The 24,860-nt window shown below is 70.3% G+C and carries 22 protein-coding genes and 1 riboswitch; of the genes, 5 read left to right on the top strand and 17 right to left on the bottom strand.

The window, feature by feature from the left end:
* Window positions 1-3: 3 nt before the first annotated feature.
* Window positions 4-1,146: a glycosyltransferase family 4 protein gene (locus ACX25U_RS26520; protein ID WP_454383639.1), complete on the bottom strand. Its 1,143-nt coding sequence runs from the start codon at window positions 1,144-1,146 to the stop codon at window positions 4-6.
* A gap of 117 nt (window positions 1,147-1,263) precedes the next feature.
* Between ACX25U_RS26520 and ACX25U_RS26515 the strand changes: the two genes are divergently transcribed.
* Window positions 1,264-2,493 carry a glycosyltransferase 87 family protein gene (locus tag ACX25U_RS26515; RefSeq protein ID WP_454383638.1) on the top strand — a complete coding sequence of 410 codons (1,230 nt, stop codon included), beginning with the start codon at window positions 1,264-1,266 and terminating at the stop codon, window positions 2,491-2,493.
* Here the strand turns inward: ACX25U_RS26515 and ACX25U_RS26510 are convergent.
* The 5 genes from ACX25U_RS26510 to ACX25U_RS26490 form a co-directional block, all read right to left on the bottom strand.
* Window positions 2,450-3,604, bottom strand: a complete 1,155-nt coding sequence (locus tag ACX25U_RS26510) for a hypothetical protein (protein WP_454394519.1) — start codon at window positions 3,602-3,604, stop codon at window positions 2,450-2,452. The two genes, ACX25U_RS26515 and ACX25U_RS26510, sit on opposite strands and share 44 nt — an antisense overlap.
* 386 nt (window positions 3,605-3,990) lie before the next feature.
* On the bottom strand, window positions 3,991-5,013 hold the full coding sequence (locus tag ACX25U_RS26505; RefSeq protein WP_454383637.1) for an NlpC/P60 family protein: 1,023 nt from the start codon (window positions 5,011-5,013) through the stop codon (window positions 3,991-3,993).
* Between the two features lie 438 nt (window positions 5,014-5,451).
* Window positions 5,452-6,486 carry an NlpC/P60 family protein gene (locus tag ACX25U_RS26500; RefSeq protein ID WP_454383636.1) on the bottom strand — a complete coding sequence of 345 codons (1,035 nt, stop codon included), beginning with the start codon at window positions 6,484-6,486 and terminating at the stop codon, window positions 5,452-5,454.
* 237 nt (window positions 6,487-6,723) lie between these two features.
* On the bottom strand, window positions 6,724-8,073 hold the full coding sequence (locus ACX25U_RS26495) for an NYN domain-containing protein (RefSeq protein ID WP_454383635.1): 1,350 nt from the start codon (window positions 8,071-8,073) through the stop codon (window positions 6,724-6,726).
* 61 nt (window positions 8,074-8,134) lie between these two features.
* Window positions 8,135-8,374, bottom strand: coding sequence for a hypothetical protein (locus ACX25U_RS26490; protein WP_454383634.1), 240 nt, complete (start codon window positions 8,372-8,374; stop codon window positions 8,135-8,137).
* A 158-nt stretch (window positions 8,375-8,532) separates the two neighbouring features.
* On the opposite strand from ACX25U_RS26490, the gene ACX25U_RS26485 reads away from it, so the two are divergent.
* Both ACX25U_RS26485 and ACX25U_RS26480 read left to right on the top strand, forming a co-directional pair.
* Complete coding sequence (locus tag ACX25U_RS26485; protein ID WP_454383633.1) at window positions 8,533-9,303, top strand: rhomboid family intramembrane serine protease; 771 nt, start codon at window positions 8,533-8,535, stop codon at window positions 9,301-9,303.
* Window positions 9,300-9,581, top strand: coding sequence for an Lrp/AsnC family transcriptional regulator (locus tag ACX25U_RS26480; RefSeq protein WP_454383632.1), 282 nt, complete (start codon window positions 9,300-9,302; stop codon window positions 9,579-9,581). The genes ACX25U_RS26485 and ACX25U_RS26480 overlap by 4 nt, the downstream gene beginning before the upstream one ends.
* A 143-nt stretch (window positions 9,582-9,724) precedes the next feature.
* Here ACX25U_RS26480 and ACX25U_RS26475 read toward each other — a convergent pair whose 3' ends face one another.
* The 6 genes from ACX25U_RS26475 to ctaE all read right to left on the bottom strand — a co-directional run bounded on the left by ACX25U_RS26475 (window position 9,725) and on the right by ctaE (window position 16,891).
* Window positions 9,725-11,119: an aminotransferase class V-fold PLP-dependent enzyme gene (locus tag ACX25U_RS26475; protein WP_454383630.1), complete on the bottom strand. Its 1,395-nt coding sequence runs from the start codon at window positions 11,117-11,119 to the stop codon at window positions 9,725-9,727.
* A gap of 179 nt (window positions 11,120-11,298) precedes the next feature.
* Window positions 11,299-11,415: riboswitch (SAM riboswitch) on the bottom strand.
* Between the two features lie 85 nt (window positions 11,416-11,500).
* A complete protein-coding gene (gene trpD / locus ACX25U_RS26470) occupies window positions 11,501-12,565 on the bottom strand; it encodes an anthranilate phosphoribosyltransferase (protein ID WP_454383628.1) in 1,065 nt (354 codons plus the stop codon).
* Between the two features lie 145 nt (window positions 12,566-12,710).
* The gene (gene qcrB / locus ACX25U_RS26465; RefSeq protein ID WP_454383626.1) at window positions 12,711-14,348 is read right to left on the bottom strand and encodes a cytochrome bc1 complex cytochrome b subunit; all 1,638 of its coding nucleotides are present in this window, start codon (window positions 14,346-14,348) and stop codon (window positions 12,711-12,713) included.
* Window positions 14,345-15,412 (bottom strand): cytochrome bc1 complex Rieske iron-sulfur subunit, encoded by a 1,068-nt coding sequence (qcrA, locus tag ACX25U_RS26460; protein ID WP_454383624.1) that lies wholly within the window; start codon window positions 15,410-15,412, stop codon window positions 14,345-14,347. The genes qcrB and qcrA overlap by 4 nt, the downstream gene beginning before the upstream one ends.
* Window positions 15,409-16,218, bottom strand: a complete 810-nt coding sequence (gene qcrC / locus ACX25U_RS26455) for a cytochrome bc1 complex diheme cytochrome c subunit (RefSeq protein WP_454383623.1) — start codon at window positions 16,216-16,218, stop codon at window positions 15,409-15,411. The genes qcrA and qcrC overlap by 4 nt, the downstream gene beginning before the upstream one ends.
* Window positions 16,219-16,279: 61 nt before the next feature.
* Window positions 16,280-16,891, bottom strand: a complete 612-nt coding sequence (ctaE, locus tag ACX25U_RS26450; protein WP_454383622.1) for an aa3-type cytochrome oxidase subunit III — start codon at window positions 16,889-16,891, stop codon at window positions 16,280-16,282.
* 210 nt (window positions 16,892-17,101) lie between these two features.
* Between ctaE and ACX25U_RS26445 the strand changes: the two genes are divergently transcribed.
* A complete protein-coding gene (locus ACX25U_RS26445; RefSeq protein WP_454383621.1) occupies window positions 17,102-17,500 on the top strand; it encodes a hypothetical protein in 399 nt (132 codons plus the stop codon).
* Between the two features lie 136 nt (window positions 17,501-17,636).
* On the opposite strand, the gene ACX25U_RS26440 is transcribed toward ACX25U_RS26445, so the two are convergent.
* From ACX25U_RS26440 to ctaC, 4 genes are all read right to left on the bottom strand, one after another.
* Window positions 17,637-18,887: an Ig-like domain-containing protein gene (locus tag ACX25U_RS26440; protein WP_454383620.1), complete on the bottom strand. Its 1,251-nt coding sequence runs from the start codon at window positions 18,885-18,887 to the stop codon at window positions 17,637-17,639.
* A 128-nt stretch (window positions 18,888-19,015) separates the two neighbouring features.
* Window positions 19,016-19,414, bottom strand: coding sequence for a cytochrome c oxidase subunit 4 (locus ACX25U_RS26435; protein WP_454383619.1), 399 nt, complete (start codon window positions 19,412-19,414; stop codon window positions 19,016-19,018).
* Window positions 19,411-21,147 (bottom strand): aa3-type cytochrome oxidase subunit I, encoded by a 1,737-nt coding sequence (ctaD, locus tag ACX25U_RS26430; RefSeq protein WP_454383618.1) that lies wholly within the window; start codon window positions 21,145-21,147, stop codon window positions 19,411-19,413. Before ctaD ends, ACX25U_RS26435 begins: the two co-directional genes overlap by 4 nt.
* The gene (gene ctaC, locus ACX25U_RS26425) at window positions 21,144-22,103 is read right to left on the bottom strand and encodes an aa3-type cytochrome oxidase subunit II (protein ID WP_454383617.1); all 960 of its coding nucleotides are present in this window, start codon (window positions 22,101-22,103) and stop codon (window positions 21,144-21,146) included. Before ctaC ends, ctaD begins: the two co-directional genes overlap by 4 nt.
* Window positions 22,104-22,488: 385 nt before the next feature.
* On the opposite strand from ctaC, the gene ACX25U_RS26420 reads away from it, so the two are divergent.
* Window positions 22,489-23,868 carry an aminotransferase class V-fold PLP-dependent enzyme gene (locus ACX25U_RS26420; protein ID WP_454383616.1) on the top strand — a complete coding sequence of 460 codons (1,380 nt, stop codon included), beginning with the start codon at window positions 22,489-22,491 and terminating at the stop codon, window positions 23,866-23,868.
* Window positions 23,869-23,882: 14 nt separating this feature from the next.
* On the opposite strand, the gene ACX25U_RS26415 is transcribed toward ACX25U_RS26420, so the two are convergent.
* Entirely contained in the window at window positions 23,883-24,857 is a 975-nt protein-coding gene (locus ACX25U_RS26415; RefSeq protein ID WP_454383615.1) for a carbohydrate kinase family protein, read from the bottom strand.
* Between the last annotated feature and the right edge of the window lie 3 nt (window positions 24,858-24,860).

The raw sequence follows: 24,860 nt of genomic DNA, 5'->3' as shown, positions 1-24,860 counted from the left end.
GCCTCACAGAAGTTCCTTGAGCCGGTCCGCCAGCAGGTCCCATCGCCATTTCTCCTCGACCCAGCGCCGGCCCCGCTCCCCCATGCGGTGGCGCAGCTCGGCGTCGCCGAGGAGGGTGACGATGCGGTCGGCGGCCTCCTGGGGGGAGCCGCCGCGCACGACCCAGCCGGTCTCGCCGTCCAGCACCGCGTCGGGCGCGCCGCCGGAGTCCCCGGCGACGACGGGCAGGCCGGTCGCGGACGCCTCCAGGTAGACGATGCCCAGGCCCTCGACGTCGAGTCCGCCGCGCCGGGTGCGGCAGGGCATGGCGAAGACGTCACCGGCGCCGTAGTGCGCGGGCAGTTCGGCCCAGGGCACCGGGCCCGTGAAGCGCACGGAAGCGGCCACCCGGGTCTCCGCCGCGAGCCTGCGCAGGTCCTTCTCGTACGGCCCGCCGCCGACGATCAGCAGCACGGTGTCGGGCTCGGCGGCCAGGATCCGGGGCATGGCCCGGATGAGGGTGTCCTGGCCCTTGCGCCGCACCAGTCGTGAGACACAGACGACCACCGGCCGGTCGGTGAGCCCGAGCCGGGCGCGCACCTCGTCGCCGCCGGAGCCCGGGTGGAAGGTCTTCTCGTCGACCCCCGGCGGCAGTTGCACCATCCGCGCGGCGGCCTCGGGGGTCAGCACGCCGGCGATCCGGGAGCGGGTGTACTCGCCGAGGTAGGTGATCGTGTCCGTGGACTCCCCGATGCGGCGCAACAGGCCGCGGGCAGCGGGCAGTTGGGCCCATCCGGCCTCGTGGCCGTGGGTGGTGGCCACCAGCCGCCGGGCGCCCGCCTTCCGGAGGGCCGGCGCCATCAGTCCGAGCGGGGCCGCCGCCCCGAACCACACCGAGGTGCACCCGTGTTCCCGCAGCAGCCCGACCGCGCGCCGGGTCGCCTGCGGGGTGGGCAGCAGCATCGTCGTACGGTCGCGTACGACGGTGAAGGGCTGCTCCGCGTCGAACGCCGCCGTCGCCTCGACGCCCTCCCGGCTCCGCTTCCAGGTGGAGGCGTGGACGACCAGCCGCTCCGGGTCCAGCCGCAGCGCCATGTTGTGCAGGAACGCCTGGATCCCGCCGGGCCGGGGCGGGAAGTCGTTGGTTACGATGAGGGTCTTGTGCATCGCCGCCGACCCTACCCAACCCGGGTGAGACGGCCGGATACGGCCGTGCTTCCCGGCCCGCGCACAGCCGGCCGGGAGATCGTGCTCGGGACGGAAAGCGGACGGACGGGGCCTGAGGTGGACGGGACGGGCACGCGTCGGAACCTGGCGGGGGTACTGGCGGCCTGGGGTGTCACGCGGGCGGTGCTGCTGCTCTTCACTTTCAAGGTGTTCGTCTTCCCCGGGCCGGACGTCACCAGTGATGTGTCGGTGATCTACCAGGGGTGGTACGAGGTGCTGCGGGGCGGCACCTTCCCGCTGGACGACGTCACCTGGCAGTACCCGCCCGCCGCCGCGCTGGCGATCCTCTCCCCCGCCGTCCTGCCGTTCCTGGACTACACCGCCGCCTTCAGCGTCCTGGCCCTGCTGGCCGACCTGGCGGTGCTGTGTCTGCTGCTGTACGGCGGCCGGCGCCCCGGCCGTCCGTTGCGCGGCGCCTGGGTGTGGACGGTGGGCGCGGCCCTGCTCGGTCCGACCCTGTACGCGCGCTACGACGTGATGGTGACCGCGGTGGCCGTGGCCGCGCTGTTCGCGGGGACCCGGTACCCGCGGGCGATGGGGGCGCTGGCCGGCTTCGGGGCGCTGCTGAAGGTGTGGCCGGCGCTGCTCCTGGTCGGCGCGGTCCGGCGCCGGTCGTGGGTGGCCGCGGCGGTGACCGCGACCGCCCTCGGCTCGCTGTTCGTCCTCACCATGCCGGGGGCGCTGTCCTTCCTGACCGCCCAGCGGGACCGGGGCACGGAGGTGGAGTCGCTGGGCGCGCTCGTCTTCCACGTGGCCCGGCACTTCGGCTGGAGCGGTCAGGTGCTGATGAACTACGGCTCGGTGGAGTTCGTCGGCCCGTACGTCGGCGTGGTGAGCACCGCGTCCCTGGCGCTGACCGGAGCCGCGTTCGGCTGGCTGCTGCTGTGGCGGCTGAGCGCGCGCCGCTTCGGCCCGACCGCCCTGGCGGACGCCGCGTTCACGGCTGCACTGCTCTTCACGACCACCAGCCGCGTGATCAGTCCGCAGTATGTGGTGTGGCTGGTCGCCCTGGCCGCCGTCTGCCTGTGCTTCCGCGACAGCGGCATGGGGTTGCCGGCCGGTCTGGTGCTGGTGGCGGCCTTGGTGACGGTCCTGGAGTTCCCGGTCTTCTTCGGGGACGTCGTGGCCGGCGACCGCCCGGGTGTCGGCCTCCTGTTCCTCCGCAACGGCCTGCTGGTCGCCGCCTGCGTGACCGCGTGCCGCGCACTGTGGCGCGCGACGGTCCCCGGCCCGGCCGGCTCGGTCAGCCCAGTTGATTCCTCAGATACTCACGCCACTGCTCGGTGAACTGCTCCAGGGTGGTGCCGAGGACCTTTCGCAGGGCCTCCTCGACGGCGCCCTCGCGTCGGGTGTGGGTGCCGACGGCTCGGTAGAAGGCGTCGAGGTCGTGTTCGCCCCAGTGGGCGGCGATCATGCGGCAGGCCATCCAGCCGCTCTCGTATGCCTGGGCGAGCCCGGTGGGGTCGCCGGCGAAGCCGAAGTCCTTGTCGGTGGGCAGGGCGGCCGGAACGTTTCCGTCGGAGACGGCCCGCTGGAGTTCCGGGGCGGCCTGGACCGGGGTGCGGCCGGTGCGGCGGTAACCGACCCAGTCGGCGTAGCCCTCGGAGAGCCACAGCGGGGTGGCCGGGTTGGTGTGGGCGCGGGTGGCGACGTGGGTCGTCTCGTGGGTGAGCACGACCTGTTTGCCGAGCGGGCCGAGCATGCCGTAGGCGTCGGGGTTGACGATGATCCGGTCCGCGGGCGCCCGGCCCGTGCCTCCGGTCTCGCCCGTGGTGACGGCGGCGATCCCGCGGTAGTTGGAGGCGGGTGAGCCGAGCAGTCCGGCCATGTCCCGCAGGGACCCCGGGACGAGCAGCATGACGCGCCGGCTCCAGTCGGTGCCCCACGCGTCCGACACGGCGGGCACCGCGCGGTCGGCCAGCTCGGCGTAGCGGTGCAGGGTCGCGGTGGGCCGGCCGACGCCGAGGACGAGGCTGCGCCGCCCGTGGACCACCGACACCGGGCCCTGGTCCCACAGTTGCTGGGCGGACTTCTTCCCAGGGCGGTCGGAGTCGACGTACCACTTCCCGTCGGCGCCGGTGGACAGGGTGAGCGTGCGGCCCACGGTGACCGGTGCCTTGTCGTACCCGGTCACCCGGTAGCGCAGTTCGGCCTGTGCGGTGGCGGTGTGACCGGTGCGGTGCAGGCCGGTCAGGCGGTAGGACCAGGCCGTCAGCGGTACGGACTTCAGGTTCGCGTACGGGGCGCGGCTGCCGGTGGCGGCGTAGGCCGCCGGGTCGTGGTGGAGGACCGCCGCCGCCCGCCGGTCGAGCACCCGCTGCACCTCGGTCCTGGCGGTGTCGGCCGCGGACGGCCCGCCGCAGGCCGTCAGGGAGGCGAGCAGCAGGCTCACCACCAGGACCGAGAGCCTGTCGTCGAACTCCCGTCGTCCGCCCGGAGGGCGGGCTGCGCGGCGGCGATGGGGGTTCCCCCTGCTCGTCAAGAGCTTGGGGGAGCGTGCGATCGCAAGGCGCCGGAGCCTCCTCGATGGGGGTCCCCCCTGCTCATGGGGGTCCCCCCTGTTCGAGCGAAGTCGAGAACTTGGGGAAGAAGCCGAGAGCTTGGGGGAGGAGCCACATGGGCGGTTCGGCAACGCGGCTGGGGGTCCCTCCCTGCTCGAAGAGCTCGGGGGAGTGCGTGCCGGACGCCGCGCAGCAGGCGGGAGTTCGACGACAGGCTCTGAGGATCTCGACGTCCGCCAACGACCAGCCATTTCCCGATCGTACGGCGGCATCGGGGTGGCCGTCAGACCCTGGTGACCGACGAGACGGGCATCATGTTCACCGGGTCGTAGCGCACCGGGGCGCCCGGGTGGGGTGCGTGGATCACCCGGCCGTTGCCCACGTACATCGCGACATGTCCGGCGTCGGAGCGGTAGACGACGAGGTCGCCGGGCCGGGCCTGGGAGAGCGGGATGTGCCGGCCGGCGTTGCGCTGCTCCTGCGAGGTGCGCGGCAGATCCACCCCGGCCTGCGCGTACGCCCACTGCATCAGGCCGGAACAGTCGAATCCGGAGGGTCCGTTGGCGCCCCAGACGTAGGGGCGGCCGAGCGCGGAGCGGGCGGCGGCGACGGCGGCGGCCGCGCGGGCGGAGGCGGCCGGGCCGTCGTCGAAGCCGGGGAGGAAGCCGTCGCGGCGGGAGCGGGAGGCCCGGTCGTAGGCCTCGCGCTCCGACGGGGACAGGGAGCCGAGCAGCCGCCGGGCCTCGGCGAGTTTCCGCTCGACGGTGCGTTTGTGGGTGACGGCCGCCTTGCGGCTCTTGTCGAGTTCGGCGAGGGCGCGGGTGGCCTCGGCGCGCTCCTGGGAGATTTCGCGCAGGGTCTGCCGCAGGTCCTTCAGTTCGCCGGCCTGGTGGGTGGTGATCCGGTCGAGGGCGGCGGCCCGGTCGAGGTAGTCGGCCGGGTCGTGGGAGAAGAGCAGGGCGAGGGAGGGGTCGAAGCCGGAGCGGTACTGGGCTCCGGCGACGGAACCGAGCGATTCCCTGAGGTCGTTGATGCGCTGCTGCTGCCGGGCGATGCGGTCCTGGGAGTCGTGTACCCGGTCACGCAGGAGGCCGGCGCGCTCGCCGGCCTTGTTGTAGGCCTCGGTCGCCTTCTCGGCCTCCTGGTAGAGGCGGTCGACCTCGGCCCGGGTGTCGCCGTGCGGCGCGGCGACGGCCGAGCCGACCGGTACGGCGCCCAGGGCGGTGGCCGCGGCGGACAGAACGCAGAACGCGGCGCCGGCGCCCCGGTCGAACCCGGACGGTGCAAGGCGGCGATGGGACCTCACGGGAAGCCGTACTCCCTCCACTGGCGGACACTGACCGCTTCCCCGGACCAGGGCGCGGGGCGCCCAGGCCTGGGGGGAAACGCGCCAGACATTGACGTCCTCGCCTGCGCGAACGCAGACGATTCCGGTCTGCACCGCTCCGCGATGCTCCCTCGGGTTCCTGCTTCATCGACCCCTGCCACCCCTGGGGGTGGTCCGACAAGGTCTCCACAGGCTTCACTTCCCGCCCGTCCGGCGGTAGGTCCGCCAACTACGTCGTCGGACAGGGCGACACTAGCAGTGCCGCTGCGGCCCCTCCGGGCCGCCGGCGTGGGCAGTGAACACCGGCGCCCCGCCTTTGACGCAGGTCACGGGCGGGGCGCGGGGTCGGCGTGGGGTGCCGGGATTCGCCCGTTCGGGCGGTACGGCGCCTTGGTTCCGGGCGGGGTCCGGGTGGGGTCAGACGCGGACGCCGAACTGGAAGGGCATGTTGTTGATCGACTCGTAGCGCACGACGGTGCCGGGGCGCGGGGCGTGCAGCACCTGGCCGTTGCCCGCGTAGAGACCGACGTGGTGCAGGTCGCCGTAGAAGATGACCAGGTCGCCGACCTGGAGCTGGCTCTGCGAGTAGATGCGGGTGCCCGCGTTGGCCTGGGCCTGGGAGGTGCGCGGAAGGCCGACCCCGGCCTGGCCGTAGGCCCAGGAGGTCAGGCCCGAGCAGTCGTAGGAGGACGGGCCGGTGGCGCCGTAGACGTACGGGGAGCCGAGCTTGGTCTGCGCGGCGGCGAAGGCGGCGCCGGCCCGACCGGAGGCGGAGGGGGCGTTGCCCAGCTGGACCCGCTCGGCGGAGGCGCGGCTGGCGCGGTCCTGCTCGGCGGCGAGCGCCGCCTTCTCCTGCGCCGTGAGGGAGTTGAGGAGCCGCTGCGCCTCGGCGAGCTTGGTCTGGGCTTCCTTCTTCTTGTTGCCCAGCTCGGTGCGGGTGGCGGCGAGATCCTTGAGCTTGGCGGTGGCCTCGGCCCGCTCCTGGGCGAGTTCGCGCTGTTTGTCCTGGATCTTCTTCAGCGCCTCGACCTGCTGGCCGCTCAACTGGTCGAGCGTGGAGGCCTTGTCGAGGTAGTCGTCCGGGTCGGAGGACAGGAAGAGCTGGAGCGCGGGGTCTATCCCGCCGGTGCGGTACTGGCCGGCCGCCACCGAACCGAGGCTGTCGCGCAGCTGATTGAGGTCCTGCTGGCCGCGGGCGACGTTGTCCTGGATGGTGGAGATCTCCTTCTGGAGCTTCTCCTGCTTCTCCTTGGCCCCGTTGTACTTCTCGGTGGCCTGCTCCGCCTGCTCGTAGAGCTTGTCGACCCTGGACTTGACCTCGTCCTTGCTGGGGTTCGCGCTCGGGGCGGCGTTCGCGGCCTGGGCACTGACGGCTACGGCCGCTGCCGCCACGGTGGTGAGCACGCTCACACGTGCGCGACTCGGTTGCTTGGGTCGACGATGGGACGCCACGAAAGCGAGCTCCTTCTTCTGAGTGATCACCCGCTCGGAGGTTCGACGCCAGACCTTAGTGACCTCATCGTGACGAATTCAAATCCTCCGCCGAAAAATCCCGGCGCGCAATGCATTCTTTGCTTCCAACTCACCAGAAGTAAAGCCAGGTTGACGCTGAGTTGCATGGTGGTCCCGGTAATTCCGGTCTTAAACCCCTACGCTGCCCTTGAGGGGGATATCGCCTTATGCCCGTTTTCAGCCGCGTGACAGGCGCTTGAGGAGAACCGCCGACGCGACCGGCCGCGCGCCCGCCTTCGCGATGCCGTCGGCCACCTCGCGGTCGGTGGAGGCGACGACGACCGGCCGGCCGGGCGGCTCGGCCCGCACCAGCTGGCGGATCAACTCGTCCGCGGTGACGCCCGGTTTGGAGAACAGCACCCGCACCCCGCGCGGCGGCGCGAGCAGCACCGGCGCGGCCAGCTCGGCCCCGTCGAAGACGCAGGTGACCTCCGCGCCGGTCTGCGCGGCGAGCTGCGAGAGCTGACCGAGGAGCCTGAGCCGCTGCTTCTCCAGAGGCATCTGGGGATAGCCGGTCTTGGTGACGTTGTAGCCGTCGACGACCAGATGCACCTGCGGCAGCGCGAGCAGCTGGTCGAGGATCGCCGGATCGTGCTCGGACAGCGCGCGGGCGGCGATGTCCTTGGGGGTCATCCGGCCCGGCTCGACCGCCTCCACGGTCTGAGCGGGCCGCACCGACACCGGCGGCAGCGCAAGCTCCCGGCGCAGCCCCTGGGCCGCGTCGAGCACGGTGTCCAGCAGCAGCCGTACCCGCATGTCCTCGACGCTGCGCCCCTCACGGGCCGCCCTGCGGGTGGCCTCGAGCGCGGCCTCCGCCTCGCCCAGGCGCGCTTTGAGCCGCCGGGTCTCGCTCTCGGCGGCCGACACCTGCGCCTGCCCCTCGGCTCGTACGGCCTCCGTCTCGGCGCGCGCCTTGCGCAGCGCGGCCTCACCCCGCTTGACGTCGCTGAGCGCGGCCCGCAGCTTGCGGTGCAGCGACTCGGTCTCTTTCCTGGCGGTGTCCAGCTCGGCGCGCAGCCGCTCGGTGTCGGCCCGGGTCTGCTCGCGGGCCGCCGCCAGCTCGGCGCGCAGCCGCTCCAGCTCGGCCCGGCTCTCCTCGTCGGCGCGCTCGGCATCCGCCCGCTGGGCCTCCTCGCCGGCCGCGGTCACCAGCTTCACCCAGCCCGCCGACCTCAGCACATAGGCCGCGGCCGCCACGTCGAGCGGGTCCGCGGCCGGGAGCGGCGAGCCGGAGTCCAGGGCGCCGGACAGCTCCGGCTGGGCCTCTCTGAACTTCTCCCCGATGCGCTGGCGGAACACCGGATCGGTCTCCAGCGCCGCCGCCATCGCGTTGCCCGCGAACTTCGCCCGGCGACTGGGGGTGAACCGGGCGTACTGCCGCAGCTGCGCCGGCAGCTCGCCGACCTTCAGCCCGCCGAAGGCGTCGGAGACGATCTGGACGACCCTGCGACGCACCCCGTCGGGCAGCGGACGGTCGAACACCTCAGCGGCGCCGTCGGCCGGCCCCCCGCCTTGTGTCTCCACCATCCGTCAACCCCAATGCTTGCGGGACCCCCGCGGGGGGCCATCCGTACGGGGCCCGCTCCGCTCAGGAGCCGGCGCCCGGCCTGTCCACGAGTTCCACCTGGTCCACGGCGTTGCACCAGCGGCAGCGCACCGATTCGATCGTCTCACTGACCACCTCGCGCTCCTCGACCCTGGGCTCTCCGGCCAGATCGAGGTGGACGTACTCGACGACCTTCGACGAGCGCGTCACGTCGAAGCGGGTGAGGTTGCCGCAGAGAGTGCAGCGCCACCGCGTCGTGGCGGTCGGCAGGGGAACCGTCATCGTGACTGTTCGCTTTCCTTCTAGTTTCCGTGACGCGCCGGCTTCCCCGGAGCGTGTGGCACGTAACCCTACGGCCTGGCGGCGACCCGTCGCTGGGTGTGTCCATGACGGCGAGGCGGTCCGTGCGGTTGCGTCCCGTTGCGCCATGCTCTGTACACATGACCGGCAACAGGAACGCGGTGGCCGTCCGGGCGGTCAGGCTAGTCAAGGCAGTCAGGGCGGTCGGGACCGTACGGACCGTGCGGGCGCCGGTGACGTGCGCCCTGATCGTCCTGTGCTGCCTGATCTTCGTGACCGGCCCGGCGGCGGGCCTCAGCTCCGGCTACGGCACCGGCGACGCGCTGCTGCTCGCCCAGCGGGCGTACTTCCGGCGCTGGGGCGTGATCCCCGCCGAGTTGTTCACCGGCGCACCGCGAGCCGCCCTCACCCCGGCGACGGCCCTGTTCGTGCACGGCAGCTGGGTGCATCTGCTCGGCAACATGCTCTTCCTCTGCGTCTTCGGGGCGATGACCGAGGAGCGCATGGGCCGCGTCCGGTTCACGCTGTTCTACGTCGGCTGCGGCTACCTCGCCCTGGTGGGCTACGCGGCCGCCAACACCGCCTCCGGGCAGTCCCTGGTGGGGGCCTCGGGAGCGATCTCGGCGGTCCTCGGCGCGTTTCTCTACCTGTTCCCCCGGGCCAGGGTGACCAGTCTCTTCCCGTTCCTGTTCTTCCTGCCGCTGCGGTTCCCCGCGTGGGTGGTGCTGCCGTTCTGGGCGGCCCTGCAGTGGCTGGCCGCCGGGCGCGCGGCGCAGGGGCCGGGCGTGGCCTACCTGGCCCATGTGGTGGGCTTCGCCCTGGGCTTCGCCTGCGCGTGGGCCGGATTCGGCCGGGAGACTAGAGTGAAGGTCGCCCCTGCTCCGGCCCCCGAGGGAGAGAAACAGCCGTGATCACCGCGATCGTCCTCATCAAGACCAGCGTGGACCGGATCCCCGAGATCGCCGAGCGGATCGCTTCACTGGACAGCGTGAGCGAGGTGTTCTCCGTGACCGGGACGTACGATCTGATCGCCATGGTGCGGGTGCGGCAGCACGAGGATCTGGCGGAGATCATTCCGGGACGGATCAGCAAGATCCCCGGGGTGGAGGCCACGGACACGCACGTCGCTTTCCGCACGTACTCGCAGCATGACCTCGAGGCCGCGTTCGCCATCGGGCTGGACTCGTGAGGGGCGCCTAGGCGTCTGCGAGGCGCGGTGCGTGCGCGGGTGCCGGTCGTTCGTGGCTGGTCGCGCCCACGATGGGGGTCCCCCCTGCTCGTCAGGAGCTTGGGGGAGGAGCCGCATATCGACGCAGCCCCGCGCCCCTTCCGTTACTCACCCACCGCGGGGATGCAGCGGCCGTTCTCCGTGCGGTAGCGCCACTTCGCACCGTTTGCGACCAGTTCCCCCACCGCCGTCACGAAGCGGTCCACGTGCTCGTCGGGTGTGCCCGCGCCGAAGCTGACGCGGATGGCGGCATCGGGGCCGCCGCACTCGCCCTGGGCCTGCGGGTCGCCGTCGAGCAGGGTGCGGACCAGAGGGTGGGCGCAGAAGAGGCCGTCGCGGACGCCGATGCCGTACTCGGCGGAGAGCGCGGCGGCGAAGTGGGAGCTGTTCCAGCCCGCGACCACGAAGGAGATCACGCCGACCCTCGGGGCGTCGGCGCCGAAGAGGGACAGGGTCTTCACCTCCGGGATCTCGGCGAGGCCCTCGCGGACCTTGCGGATCAGGTGCTGCTCGCGGGCGACCAGCGCGTCGAAGCCGGCCTCGGTCAGTGCCTTGCAGGCCGAGGCGATGGCGTAGGCGCCGATGACGTTCGGGGAGCCGGCCTCGTGGCGGGCCTCGCCGTCGTGCCAGTGGACGTCCACTCCCCCGTCGGCGCGCCGCGCGACCCTGCGGCTGGCGCCGCCGCCCGCCAGGTACGGCTCGGCCTCGCGCAGCCAGTCGGCGCGGCCGGCCAGCACGCCCGCGCCGAAGGGGGCGTAGAGCTTGTGGCCCGAGAAGGCGACCCAGTCGACGTCGAGGTCGCGGACCGACACCGGGTGGTGCGGGGCGAGCTGGGCGGCGTCCAGGACGATGCGGGCGCCGTGGGCGTGCGCGGCGGCGGCCAGTTCCCGTACGGGCCACAGCTCGCCGGTGACGTTGGAGGCTCCGGTGACACAGACCAGGGCCGGGCCGTAGGGGTCGCGGTCGGCCAGGGCCAGCTCCAGCGTCCGTACGGCCTGCTGCGGGGTGCGCGGGGCGTCCAGGCAGGTGACCCGCGCGTGCTGCCAGGGCAGCAGCGCGGCGTGGTGCTCGGTCTCGAAGACGAAGACCTGGCAGCCGGCCGGAAGCGCGCGGGCCAGGAGGTTCAGGGAGTCGGTGGTGGACCGGGTGAAGACCACCTGGTCCCCCTCCCGTCGCCCACCACCCTTGCCGGACCGGGCTTCGCCCAAGCTGCCTTCGATGCGGCAGTCGAGGAACTCGGCGACCGTCTTCCGGGCGTTCTCGAACAGCTCGGTGGAGAGCTGGGAGAGGTAGCCGGCGCCGCGGTGCACGCTGCCGTAGTACGGCACGTACGCCGCCACGTCGTCCCAGACCCGCTGGAGGGCGGGCGCGCTGGCGGCGTAGTCGAGCGCGGCGTAGGTGACCTCACCGCCGGTGACGAGCGGGACGGTGACATCCCCGCCCAGAACGGGCAGCGGGGCACAAACGGACTGTTCGGCGGCAACGGTGGACACGGACATGGGTGAACTCCCGTGGAAGCAGGCGGAATCACCACGCGAGCAGGCGCGGCTCAAGCGTGGAGAAAGGTGAAAAGGGGGATGCGGAGGCGGGGCTCTACGCCCTAACGCATTCGCTCGCTCACGGAAGGCTCCCTCGTACGACCCCAGGACCCCTGGTGTCCGCTCAAAGGAGCGCGAGGGGTCCGCGCTTGCCGTAGACCTCGCTGCCTACGGCCTGGTCCTCACCCGGGGCACCCCGCCACGGACGGAGGGTTGCCGGACAGCCGGCCGGGGCCAAAGGGCTGTCACTCATGACCTGGTTCAGCATCCTGCCACACGTTCTCCGACGCGCAAGGCGCAGTCCGGATCGTGGACTGCGCCTTGCGTCGGACGGGCCGCGTCTCAGGCGTTGCTGGCCGCCACCCAGCGCTCCAGCGTGCGCTTGGCCGCCCCGGAGTCGATCGACTCCGCCGCGCGGTCCATGCCGGCCCGGAGCTGCTCGGCGAGCGTGCCCGAGCCCGGCTGCAACGCCACCAGTGCCGCCGCCGAGTTCAGCAGGACGGCGTCCCGTACGGGCCCCTTCTCGCCGTCCAGCACACGCCGGGCGACCTCGGCGTTGTAGGAGGCGTCCGCACCACGCAGGGCGTCCACGGGCACCAGCTCGATGCCGACGTCGCGCGGGTCGAAGCGCTCCTCGGTGACCTTGCCGTCCCGGACGATCCACACCCGGGAGGTGGAGGTCGTGGTGAGCTCGTCCAGGCCGTCGTCGCCCCGGAAGACCAGGGAGGAGTGGCCCCGCTCGGCGAAGACTCCGGCGACGACCGGCGCCATGCGCGGGTCCGCGACCCCGACGGCCTGTGCCCGCACCCTGGCCGGGTTGGTCAACGGGCCGAGCACGTTGAACACCGTGCGGATGGCCAGCTGGCCGCGTGCGGCGCCGGCGTGACGCAGCGCCGGGTGGAACTTGACGGCGAAGCAGAAGGTGATCCCGGCCTCCCGGGCCACCTCGGCCACCCGCTGCGGGGTCAGCTCCAGATTGACGCCGAGCTTCTCCAGCACGTCGGAGGCTCCGGACGCGGAGGACGCGGCCCGGTTGCCGTGCTTGACGACACTGACGCCCGTGCCGGCCACGACGATCGAGGACATCGTGGAGATGTTCACCGTCTTCGCGCCGTCGCCGCCCGTGCCGACGATGTCGACGGCCGCGCCCGGCACTTCGATCACGTTCGCGTGCTCGTACATCGCGCGGACCAGACCGGTGATCTCCTCCACCGTCTCGCCCTTGGCCCGCAGGGCCACCACGAACCCGGCGATCTGCGCCTCGGTCGCCTCGCCGCGCATGATCAGGTCCATCGCCCAGGCGGTCTCGTCGGCGGTGAGGTCCCGGCCCTCCAGCAGGCCGTTCAGCAGGACGGGCCAGGAACGGCCCGCCGCGGTATCGCCTCCAGCGGGGGTCACAGCGCTCATAAGCCGCTCCTGGGTCGGTGTCCCGTAGTGCGGGACGAATCTCGAACAACTCCACCCTATCCAGCCCGGCGCACAGCGAGAGGCCCCGTCCGAGGTTCGGACGGGGCCTCTCGACCGTGGCGTGGCGACGCTCAGCGGTCAGCGATCAGTGATGGCCGTGGCCGCTCGTGATCTCCTTGTACTCCTCGACGGTCGGCTTCTGGATCTGGTTGTCCTCGCCGTAGTACGCGTTGCTGAGCTTGGCGCGCAGCTTCTGCTTGACGCCCACCTTGCGCTCGACGCCGTTCTCGTCGACCGCCGGGCCGATCTCGGCCGGCTCGTACTGCTGGTGCGCCGTGAGGGTGTAGAGCTGCTCCTGGCTGAGCGGCTCGTGGACCTCGATGAACTCACCGTGCGGCAGGCGCTTGATGATGCCGGTCTCGCGACCGTGCAGCACCTTCTCCTTGTCGCGGCGCTGCAGGCCGAGGCAGATCCGCTTGGTGACGACGAACACCACGGCCGGCACGAGGAAGAAGCCGACGCGCACGAACCAGGTGATCGCGTTGATCGACAGGTGGAAGTGCGTGGCCCACAGGTCGTTTCCGCCGCCGACCAGCAGCACGAAGTACCAGGAGATCCACGCCGCGCCGAAGGCGGTACGAGTCGGGGCGTTGCGCGGGCGGTCCAGGATGTGGTGCTCGCGCTTGTCACCGGTGACCCAGGCCTCGATGAACGGGTAGACCGCGATCGCCACCAGGACCAGCGGGAAGATCATCAGCGGGATGAACACACCCAGGACGAGCGTGTGACCCCAGAAGTTGATCTCCCAGCCCGGCATCACACGGATCAGGCCCTCGGAGAAGCCCATGTACCAGTCGGGCTGGGCGTTCGTGGACACCTGGTCCGGACGGTAGGGACCGAGGGTCCAGACCGCGTTGATCTCCGCGATCGCCGAGATGACCGCGATGACACCGAAGACCAGGAAGAAGAAGCCTCCGGCCTTGGCCATGTAGACCGGCAGCAGCGGCATGCCGACCACGTTGTTGTTGGTCTTTCCGGGGCCCGCGAACTGCGTGTGCTTGTGGTAGAAGACCAGGATCAGGTGGGCCACCAGCAGGCCCAGCATGATGCCCGGCAGCAGCAGGATGTGGATCGAGTAGAACCGGGCCACGAAGTCGTGACCGGGGAACTCGCCGCCGAAGAGGAAGAACGACAGGTACGTGCCGACGACCGGCACGGACAGGATCGCGCCCTCCATGAAGCGGACACCGGTGCCGGAGAGCAGGTCGTCCGGGAGCGAGTAACCGGTGAAGCCGGTGAACATGCCCAGGACGAACAGCAGGAAGCCGAACAGCCAGTTGACCTCACGCGGCTTGCGGAACGCGCCGGTGAAGAACACGCGCATCATGTGCACGAACATGCCGGCCAGGAAGATCAGCGCGGCCCAGTGGTGGATCTGCCGGATGAGCAGACCACCGCGCACGTCGAAGGAGATGTGCATGGTCGAGTTGAACGCCTCGCTCACCAGCTGACCCTGCAGCGGGACGTACGAGCCGTTGTACACCACCTCGTTCATCGAGGGGTGGAAGAACAGCGTCAGGTACACACCCGTGAGGATGATGATGATGAAGCTGTAGAGGCAGACCTCGCCCAACATGAACGACCAGTGGTCGGGGAAGATCTTCCGCATGTTGGCCTTGGCCAGGGCGTAGATCCCGAGCCGGCCGTCGGCCCAGTCGGCGAGCCTCTCGCCGCTCGGCGCCTTCCCGCGCGAGCGGGACTCGTTCGCTGCTGTTGTACTCATCCGCGCTCCCAGAATGCAGGACCGACAGGCTCCTCGAAGTCGCCGAGCGCCTGGAGGTAACCCTTTTCGTCCACGTCGATGCGCAGCTGCGGCAGGGCGTGGCCGGCGGGACCGAAGATCACTCGGGCACCGTCGGAGAGGTCGAAGGTGGACTGGTGGCACGGGCACAGGGCGTGGTGCGTCTGCTGCTCGTACAGGGAGATCGGGCAACCCACGTGGGTGCAGATCTTCGAGAAGGCGACGATGCCCTCGTGCCCCCAGTCGAGCTCGCGCTTGTCCTTGATGTCGCCCGGCTGGAGCCGGACGACCATCAGGGCGGCCTTGGCGATCTCGGTCTGGAAGTCCTCGTCCGTCTCCTTCAGCCCCGCGGGCATGGCGAAGGTGAGCGAGCCGACCGCGATGTCCTCGGGGCGCAGCGGCAGGTTGGTGTTCATGTTGACCAACTGCTTGCCCTTGGCCCACCGCGTGGTGCGCAGGGTGGTCCCGGGCAGCGGGCCCAGGTCGCGCAGCAGCACGACGCCGGTCAGCGGCACCAGGGTGAGCGCGCCGAGCATCGTGTTGCGGATCAGCTTGCGGCGGCCGATCGCCGACTCCTTGGCGCCCTGCTTGAAGTCCGCGTGGACCTTGGCACGGACCTCGGGGGACGCCTCGATCGGGTGACGCTCGTCGGCGACCTCCACGTCGGACATCAGGGTGCGGGCCCAGTGGACCGCGCCCGCGCCGATCGCGAACAGCGCCACGCCCAGCGTCAGGCCCAGCGCGAAGTTCAGCGCGTTGATGCGCCCGATCGGGAAGACGAAGACCGACTTGTCGTGCGGGATCGTCACGTACGAGGCGATGAAGCCGATGGTGGCCAGCATCGACACCGTGAACAGCAGGGCGACGGTGCGCTCGGACCGCTTGGCGGCCCGCTCGTCGACGTCCTGGATCCGGTGCTCGTGGGGCGGCAGGCCCGGGTCGGCGAACGGGTTCCGCTCGTCCGCCACGGAGACCGCGCCGCGCCCGCGCTCGTGGACGGCCTGCTCTGCAGGCAGGTTCTCTTCTGGAATGTCTCGGCTACTCATGACTTCTTGGCCTTTGCGGTCCGAGCGGCGACCCAGACGGCGACCGCGATCAGGGAACCCAGCCCGAAGATCCAGGCGAACAGACCCTCACTGACCGGTCCGATACCGCCCAGGTCCATACCGCCCGGGGTCGTGCTCTCCTCACCGTTGACCTCGTTGAGGTACGCGATGACGTCCTTCTTGTTCTGCTCCGTCAGCGTGCTGTCGGGGAAGGAAGGCATGTTCTGCGGGCCGGTCAGCATGGCCTCGTAGATGTGCTTGTTGCTCACACCCTGCAGCTCCGGGGCGTACTTGCCGTGCGTCAGCGCACCGCCCTTGCCGGTGAAGTTGTGGCACTGGGCGCAGTTGGTGCGGAACAGCTCACCGCCCTTGGCGGCGTCCGCGCCCGCGGGGTTGTACTGGTTCGTCGTCGGCGTGGCCGGGCCGGCGCCGAGCGAGGCGATGTACGCGGCGAGCTGGTCGATCTCGGCCTGGGTGTACTTGACCTTCTTGCGCGGGACCTGCGCGCCCGGCTGCTGGGCCGGCATACGGCCGGTGCCCACCTGGAAGTCGACCGCAGCGGCGCCCACGCCCACCAGGCTCGGACCGTCGGTGGTGCCCTCACCACCGGTGCCGTGGCAGCTGGCGCAGCCGACCAGGTAGAGCTTCTTGCCCTCTTCGATGGCGAGGGACTGGGCGGTGTCGTCGGCCTTTGCCTTGCTCGCGGGTGCGAACGCGGTGTACAGCCCCCCAGTGGCCGCCAGCGCGAGGAGTAGGACGACGACCGCCGCCAGCGGATGGCGTCGTCGTGCGGAGAGCTTTTTCACGATTACCCCGGTGTCAGGATCTTCTGCGTCGATGCTTTGCGGACTTGGATCGGCTCGTCGGCTACTGAATCAAGTAGATCGTCGCGAAGAGTCCGATCCAGACGACATCGACGAAGTGCCAGTAGTAGGACACGACGATGGCCGCGGTCGCCTGCTCGTGGGTGAACCTCCGGGCCGCGTAGGTGCGGCCGAGGACCAGCAGGAAGGCGATGAGACCGCCCAGCACATGCAGGCCGTGGAAGCCGGTGGTCAGGTAGAACACCGAGCCGTAGGGGTCGGAGGAGATGGAGATCCCCTCGTGCTTCACCAGCTCGGTGTACTCGAAGATCTGGCCACCGATGAAGATCGCACCCATGATGAAGGTGACGATGAACCAGCCCCGGAGCTTCTTCACGTCCCCGCGCTCGGCGGCGAAGACGCCGAGCTGGCAGGTGAGTGAGGAGAGCACCAGGATCGTGGTGTTCACCGACGAGAAGGGGACGTTGAGAGCGCCCGCCATCTCCTTCCAATGCGCCGGACCCGTCACCGAGCGCAGGGTGAAGTACATCGCGAAGAGGGCCGCGAAGAACATCAGCTCGGAACTCAGCCAGATGATGGTTCCGACGCTGGTGAGGTTCGGTCGGTTGACCGACGGGTGCGCGTGCCCGGTATCTACTGTCGTTGCTGTCGCCACGCCGACATTATGTCGGTCGCTTATCCCGCCCTCACCCCGGGGGGTGCTGTTCGGAGTGTCCGGGGGGTGTGCCCTCCCCGTATGGCCCATCGAAGGACTGTTCCAGCCGCTGTTGACCAGGGGTGGGAGGGGGTAGCATCCGCGCCATCGGTACCCGTGAGTTCCCGACGGTTCCCGACGGGTTTCCCCGACCAACGACGCGGAGGAACAATGCAGGCGACCGCCACGGTGCTGGTCTACAGCGACGACGCCAACACCCGGGAGCAGGTGCGGTTGGCCTGCGGCCGCCGGCCGGCCCCGGACGCCCCTGTGGTGGAGTTCCTGGAGTGCGCCACGCCCGCCGCGGTGCTCAAGGAGCTGGACAGGGGCGGGATCGACGTCTGCGTCCTGGACGGCGAGGCCGTGCCGATGGGTGGCATGGGGATGTGCCGGCAGATCAAGGACGAGGTCTTCGACTGCCCGCCGGTGCTGCTGCTGATCGCTCGGCCGCAGGATGCGTGGCTGGCGACGTGGAGTCGCGCGGACGCGGCGGTCACCTTGCCGGTGGAGCCGGTGGAGTTCGCTGCCGCGCTGGCCTCATTGCTGCGGCGGCATGCGTTGAGCGCCTGAGAGCTCGGGACGGCCCGTCGTCGTGCGACTGCGGGCCGTCCCGGGTTGTTCGCGCCCACGCGGCGGAGCCGCATGTCGACCGGCCCCGCGCCCCTACCCCCTAGGCGCCCCTGTGTTTACAGGCTCTGCGGGACGTCTACAGGCTCTGGGGGCGCAGTCTGGGCTGGTTTGCCTTGGGGGCGTCCGGTGTGGTCAGGGCGCTGCCCTGGAGCCACTTCTGCCAGGGGACGTTCCAGTCGCCGAAGCCGTTCTTGAAGGGTTCCATCGGCTGGCCGGCGGAGTTGACGACCTGGACGATGTCGCCCTCGTGGACGGTGTCGAAGAACCACTTGGCGTTGGGGGTGCTCATGCCGGTGCAGCCGTGGCTGACGTTGGCCGTGCCCTGGGAACCGACGGACCAGGGGGCGGCGTGGACGTACTCGCCGCTCCAGGTCACCCGGGTGGCGTAGTACACGGGCAGGTCGTAGGAGTCCGCGGAGTCGGCGGCGATGCCCACGGTGGTGCTCTTCATCCGTACGAAGTACTCCTTGGCCAGGACGACCTTGATGCCGTTGCGGGTCTCGAAACCGGACTTGCCGGTGGTGATGGGGATCTCCTTGATCTTCTCGTCGTTCTTGTAGACCGTCATCCGGTGCTTGGCGGCGTCCGTGAGAGCCAGGATGCGGTCACCGATGGTGATCCTCAGCGGCTTGGCGGCGCCGCCCCACAGCTGGTCGCTGATCTTGATGTTCTCCAGGTTGCTGCGCACCTCGATGGTGGCGTTGGCAGGCCAGTAGAACTGGGGGCGGTAGTGGAGCTCCTTGTCGCTCACCCAGTACCAGGAGCCCTCCACGGCGGGCGTGGAGTCGACCTTCAGGGCGCGCTCCACGATGGCCCGTTGGCCCTTGTCCGTGATCGGCTGGTCCAGTTCGGCCGTGATGGGCCGGCCGACGCCGTAGGTGCCCTCCTGCGGCCCGAACGAGACGTTCAGGCGCTTGGGGCCGGCGGGCTTGCCGGTGTCGAAGGCGAGGACCTTGCGGCCGGGTCTGCCGCTGCCGTCCTCCGTACTCACGGTCACCGTGTAGTGGGCACCCGCGGCGAGCGGTGAGGTGCTGTGCCAGCGGCCGCCGTCGGCGGCGAGTTCACCGGAGACGTAGCGGCCCGCGGCGTCCACGGCGGTGACGTCCGTGATCCGGCCCTCCGAGCCGTCGGCGGTGACCTCCAGGGGCTTGTCCGGGTCGGCCTTCTTGCCGACGTCCTTGGGCCCGCTGAAGGAGATCTGGTCCGCCGCGTCGTACGGGGTGGCGGCCAGCGGGTTGCCGTCCGCGCCGCAGGCGGTGACGGTCGCCCCCAGGGTGGCTGCCAGCAGGACGCAAACGGTGCCGGTGTACGGAGTGGTGGCGCTCATGAGGTCACGCTAAGAAGCGTCGTCAACTCCGGCGCGATTAATCGCCCATGCGAGTGAGCACCACCCGGCAAACGAAGTGGCCCGGACGCTCCGTCAGGAGCGTCCGGGCCACCGGTGTTCGACGAGGGTCACTGGGTGCGGTTCTCACCGCGGTAGTACTCGAAGACCCAGCCCCACACGCTGATCATGATGAGCGGCGCCGCGAAGTACAGCAGCCACCAGCCGACCGCGATGCCGAGGAAGGCCAGCGCGGCACCGATACCGAGGCCGAGCGGCTGCCAGCTGTGCGGGCTGAAGAAGCCCAGCTCGCCGGCGTCGTCCGCGACATCGGCCTCCTTGTTGTCCTGGGCGCCCGGGTCGACCCGCCGGGCCGTGAAGCCCAGGTAGAAGCCGACCATGACGGCCAGGCCGAAGGCCATGAAGAGGGTCGTGGCGCCGGCCGCTTCCTTCGACCACACGCCGTAGACGATGGCGGTGATGAGCAGGAAGACGCCCAGCCACATGAACATCTTGCCCTGGATCTTCACTTGCCGGCCTCCTTTCCACCAGCGAGGACCTTCTCACCGTGACCGGCGTTCTCGAGCTGGTCGAGCGCGGCGATCTCCGGGTGGTGCAGGTCGAACGCCGGGGATTCGCTGCGGATCCGCGGCAGGGTGATGAAGTTGTGCCGCGGGGGCGGGCAGGAGGTCGCCCACTCGAGCGAACGGCCGTAGCCCCAGGGGTCGTCCACCTCGACCTTCTTGCCGTACTTGGCCGTCTTCCAGATGTTGTAGAAGAACGGCAGGATCGACAGGCCGAGCAGGAAGGAGAAGATCGTCGACACCGTGTTCAGCGCGGTGAAGCCGTCGGCCGCCAGGTAGTCGGAGTACCGGCGCGGCATGCCCTCGACACCCAGCCAGTGCTGGATGAGGAAGGTGCCGTGGAAGCCGATGAACAGCAGCCAGAAGGTCATCTTGCCCAGACGCTCGTCGAGCATCTTGCCGGTGAACTTCGGCCACCAGAAGTGGAAGCCGGCGAACATCGCGAAGACGACCGTGCCGAAGACGACGTAGTGGAAGTGGGCCACCACGAAGTACGAGTCCGAGACGTGGAAGTCCAGCGGCGGCGCGGCCAGGATGACACCGGTCAGACCACCGAAGAGGAAGGTGATCAGGAAGCCGGTCGTCCACAGCATGGGCGTCTCGAAGGACAGCGAGCCCTTCCACATGGTGCCGACCCAGTTGAAGAACTTCACGCCGGTCGGAACCGCGATCAGGAAGGTCATGAAGGCGAAGAACGGCAGCAGCACCCCGCCGGTGACGTACATGTGGTGGGCCCACACCGTCACCGACAGACCCGCGATGGCGATGGTCGCGCCGATCAGACCCATGTAGCCGAAGATCGGCTTGCGGGAGAAGACCGGGACGATCTCACTGGCGATGCCGAAGAACGGCAGCGCGATGATGTACACCTCGGGGTGGCCGAAGAACCAGAACAGGTGCTGCCACAGCAGCGCACCGCCGTTGGACGCCTCGAAGATCTGGGCGCCGAACTTGCGGTCCGCCTCCAGCGCCAGCAGGGCGGCGGCCAGGACCGGGAAGGCCAGCAGGACCAGCACACCGGTCAGCAGCACGTTCCAGGTGAAGATCGGCATGCGGAACATCGTCATGCCCGGCGCGCGCATGCAGATGATCGTGGTGATGAAGTTGACCGAGCCGAGGATGGTGCCGAAGCCCTGCAGGGCCAGGCCCATGATCCACAGGTCGCCGCCCAGACCCGGCGAGTGCACCGCGTCCGACAGCGGCGTGTAGCCGAACCAGCCGAAGCTGGCCGCGCCCTGCGGGGTGAGGAAGCCGCTGACAGCGATCAGCGAGCCGAGCAGGTACAGCCAGTAGGAGAACATGTTCAGCCGCGGGAACGCCACGTCCGGGGCGCCGATCTGCAGCGGCATGATCCAGTTCGCGAAGCCGACGAACAGCGGCGTCGCGAACATCAGCAGCATGATCGTGCCGTGCATCGTGAACGCCTGGTTGAACTGCTCGTTCGACATCACCTGCAGACCCGGACGGGCCAGCTCGGCGCGCATGAGCAGCGCCAGCACGCCACCGATGCAGAAGAACGCGAACGACGTCGCCAGATACAGCGTTCCGATCGTCTTGTGGTCCGTGGTCGTCAGCCACTTCACCACGACGTTGCCCGGTTGCTTGCGCCGGACCGGCAGCTCGCTCTCGTAAGAGTTTTCAGCTGCCGCGGCACCCTGAGGTTCGTTGAGGATGCTCACAGCTTGTTCGTCTCCCGGTTCTTCTCGTGGCTCGTCTGCGCGATGCCGGCGGGAACGTAACCGGTCTGCCCCTTCTTAGCGAGGTCCTTGAGGTGCTGCTCGTAGCGCTCGGGCGAGACGACCTTCACGTTGAACAGCATCCGGGAGTGGTCCTGGCCGCAGAGTTCGGCGCACTTGCCCCGGAAGGTGCCCTCCATGGTGGGGGTCACCTGGAAGGAGTTGGTGTGGCCGGGGATGACGTCCTGCTTCATCAGGAACGGCAGCACCCAGTAGGAGTGGATGACGTCCCGCGAGGTGAGGATGAAGCGGACGGTCTTGCCCTTGGGCAGCCACAGGGTCGGGCCGGGGTTGCCGTTCTGGGGGTTCCGCGTGCCCGGAATGCCGTATTCGTAGACGCCGCCGGCGTTGGCCGGGAACTCGTTCTTGAACCGGTCCGGGATGGCGGCCAGGTTCTTGTCGGTCTTCGCGTCACCGGTCGAACCGGCGACGGGCTCGATGTAGTTGAAGGCCCAGCTCCACTGGTAGCCGACGACGTTCACCGTGACGTCCGGCTTCTTGGACATGTCCAGGAGCTTCGACTCGTCACGGGCCGTGAAGTAGAAGAGCACCGAGACGATGAGGAGCGGGACCACCGTGTACAGCGCCTCGATGGGCATGTTGTACCGGGTTTGCGGAGGTACCTCCACCTTGGTGCGACTGCGCCGGTGGAAGAAAGCACTCCACAGGATCAGACCCCACACCAGGCAGCCGACGGCGAGCGCGGCCGCCCAGGACCCCTGCCACAGGGAGAGGACGATCGGAGCCTCTTCCGTGGTCGGGGTGGGCATACCAAGTCGGGGAAAGTCCTTGTATGTGCAACCGGTAGCGGTCGCCAGGACCAGGCCCGCAGTCAGTGCCTGCAGCAGCTTCCGCCGCATCGGGCGCCGCGGCGAGCGGTCGGAGCCGTTGGGACTCACGTAGCGCCTTCCCGAGAGTCTCGCCCGCGCGGTTGGCTGCGGCCTGCCTTCTCGCTGGTCGGTCGCCGCCCTGCGTCGGGCAGGGGTTTGGATGTTTATGCGGACCAAACCCTACTGGACGCCTTCCGGCGGGTCGCGGGGAGGGTGCCGTACGCGCCGCGGGTCACCCCGAAGGGGTGGGATGCGGCTGCGGCACCCCGCGATTTGACGGGATTTGGGCGCCCAATGGGGGCGGAGTGCGGCATTCATGGCGGCTGCGGGCCGGTGGGGGCTTGTCGCGCCCACGATGGGGGTCCCCCCTGCTCGTCAAGAGCTTGGGGGAGGAGCCGCATATCGGCACTGTCCCGCACCCCTCCTGTTCTGCCCTGGGTCGTAGCGTTGCCGTGTGGCCTACTTCGATGCTGCTTCCAGTGCTCCTCTCCATTCTGTTGCCCGGCAGGCGCTCGTCGCCGCCCTCGACGAGGGGTGGGCCGATCCCGCGCGGCTCCATCGGGAGGGGCGGCGGGCTCGGTTGTTGTTGGATGCGGCTCGGGAGGCGGCCGCGGAGGCGGTGGGGTGCCGGGCGGACGAGCTGACGTTCACCTCGTCGGGGACCCGGGCCGTGCACAGTGGGATCGCGGGTGCGCTGGCGGGGCGGCGGCGCGTCGGACGCCACCTGATCGTGTCAGCGGTCGAACACTCCTCGGTCCTTCACTCGTCCGAGGCACACGAGGCGGACGGCGGGACGGTCACGCAGGTGCCGGTGGACCGTGGGGGCGCGGTGGCCGTCGCGTCGTACGAGGCCGCGCTGCGCGAGGACACCGCGCTGGCCTGTCTGCAGTCGGCCAACCACGAGGTGGGCACCGAGCAGCCGGTCGCCGAGGTGGCCGAGGTGTGCCGGGCGGCGGGCGTACCGCTGCTGGTGGACGCGGCGCAGTCGCTGGGCTGGGGTCCGGTGGAAGGGGACTGGTCGCTGCTGACGGCCAGTGCGCACAAGTGGGGCGGGCCGTCCGGGGTGGGGCTGCTCGTCGTACGCAAAGGCGTGCGGTTCGCGCTTCGGGGGCCGGTGGACGAACGGGAGTCGGGACGGGCGGCCGGGTTCGAGGACGTCCCCGCGATCGTGGCGGCGGCGGCGTCGCTGCGGGCGGTGCGGGCGGAGGCGGCCGCGGAGGCGGTACGGCTGCGGGAGTTGACGGAGCGGATCCGGGCGCGGGTGCCACGGCTCGTGCCGGACGTGGAGGTGGTGGGCGATCCGGTCCGCCGACTGCCCGGCGTCGTCACCTTTTCGTGTCTTTATGTCGATGGAGAGACATTGCTGCACGAGCTGGACCGCGAGGGATTCTCCGTCTCCTCCGGTTCGTCGTGCACGAGCAGCACGCTGACGCCGAGCCATGTCCTGAAGGCGATGGGCGTACTGAGCGAGGGCAACGTGCGGGTGTCGCTGCCGCCCGGGACGCCGGAGGAGGACGTCGAGCGGTTCCTCGCGGTCCTGCCGGGCGTGGTGGCGGGGGTCCGGGAGAAGCTCGGGGCGCCGACCGGGGCGCCGGCCGCCGTGCGGGAGGACGCGCTGGTCGTGGACGCCCTCGGCAGGCGCTGCCCGATCCCGGTGATCGAACTGGCCAAGGTGTTCGGGGACGTGCCCGTCGGCTCCACGGTCCGGGTACTGGCCGACGACGAGGCGGCACGGCTGGACATTCCGGCGTGGTGCGAGATGCGGGGCCAGGAGTACGTCGGCGAGGAGCCGGCGGACGAGGGCTCTGCCTACGTCGTCCGCCGGGTCTCGTAGGTGCCGGCGCGCCGTCAGGCGAGGTGGGCGTGGACCTCGTCGGCCGCCTCGTCGCCGTACGCCTTGGTGAAGCGCTCCATGAAGTGGGCGCGGCGCAGCTGGTACTCCTGGGTGCCGACCGTCTCGATGACCAGGGTGGCGAGCATGCAGCCGACCTGGGCGGCGCGCTCCAGGCCGACTCCCCAGGCCAGGCCGGAGAGGAAGCCGGCGCGGAAGGCGTCGCCGACGCCCGTCGGGTCCGCCTTGCGCTCCTCGTCCGGGCAGCCGACCTCGACCGGCTCCTGGCCGGCGCGCTCGATGCGCACGCCGCGCGAGCCGAGGGTGGTGACCCGGTGGCCGACGCGGGAGAGGATCTCGGCGTCGCTCCAGCCGGTCTTGGACTCGATGAGGCCCTTCTCGTACTCGTTGGAGAACAGGTACGTCGCCCCGTCCAGCAGTATCCGGATCTCGTCGCCGTCCATCCGGGCGATCTGCTGGGAGAAGTCGGCGGCGAACGGGATCTCGCGCGAGCGGCACTCCTCGGTGTGCCGGAGCATCGCCTCCGGGTCGTCCGCGCCGATCAGCACCAGGTCGAGCCCGCCGACGCGGTCGGCGACGGTCTTGAGTTCGATCAGGCGGGCCTCGCTCATCGCGCCGGTGTAGAAGGAGCCGATCTGGTTGTGGTCGGCGTCGGTGGTGCACACGAAGCGGGCGGTGTGCAGGGTCTCGGAGATACGGACCGACTCGGTGTCGACGCCGTGCCGGTCCAGCCAGGCGCGGTACTCACCGAAGTCGGGGCCCGCGGCGCCGACCAGGACCGGCCGGGTGCCGAGCTGGCCCATGCCGAAGGCGATGTTGGCGCCGACCCCGCCGCGCCGGACGTCCAGCTGGTCGACCAGGAAGGAGAGCGAGACCGTGTGCAGCCGGTCCGCGACGAGCTGGTCGGCGAAACGGCCGGGGAAGGTCATGAGGTGGTCGGTGGCGATGGAGCCGGTGACTGCGATGCGCACGGC

Source organism: Streptomyces sp. JNUCC 63, assembly GCF_054366325.1.
This window is presented reverse-complemented; position numbering and strand designations above follow the sequence as displayed.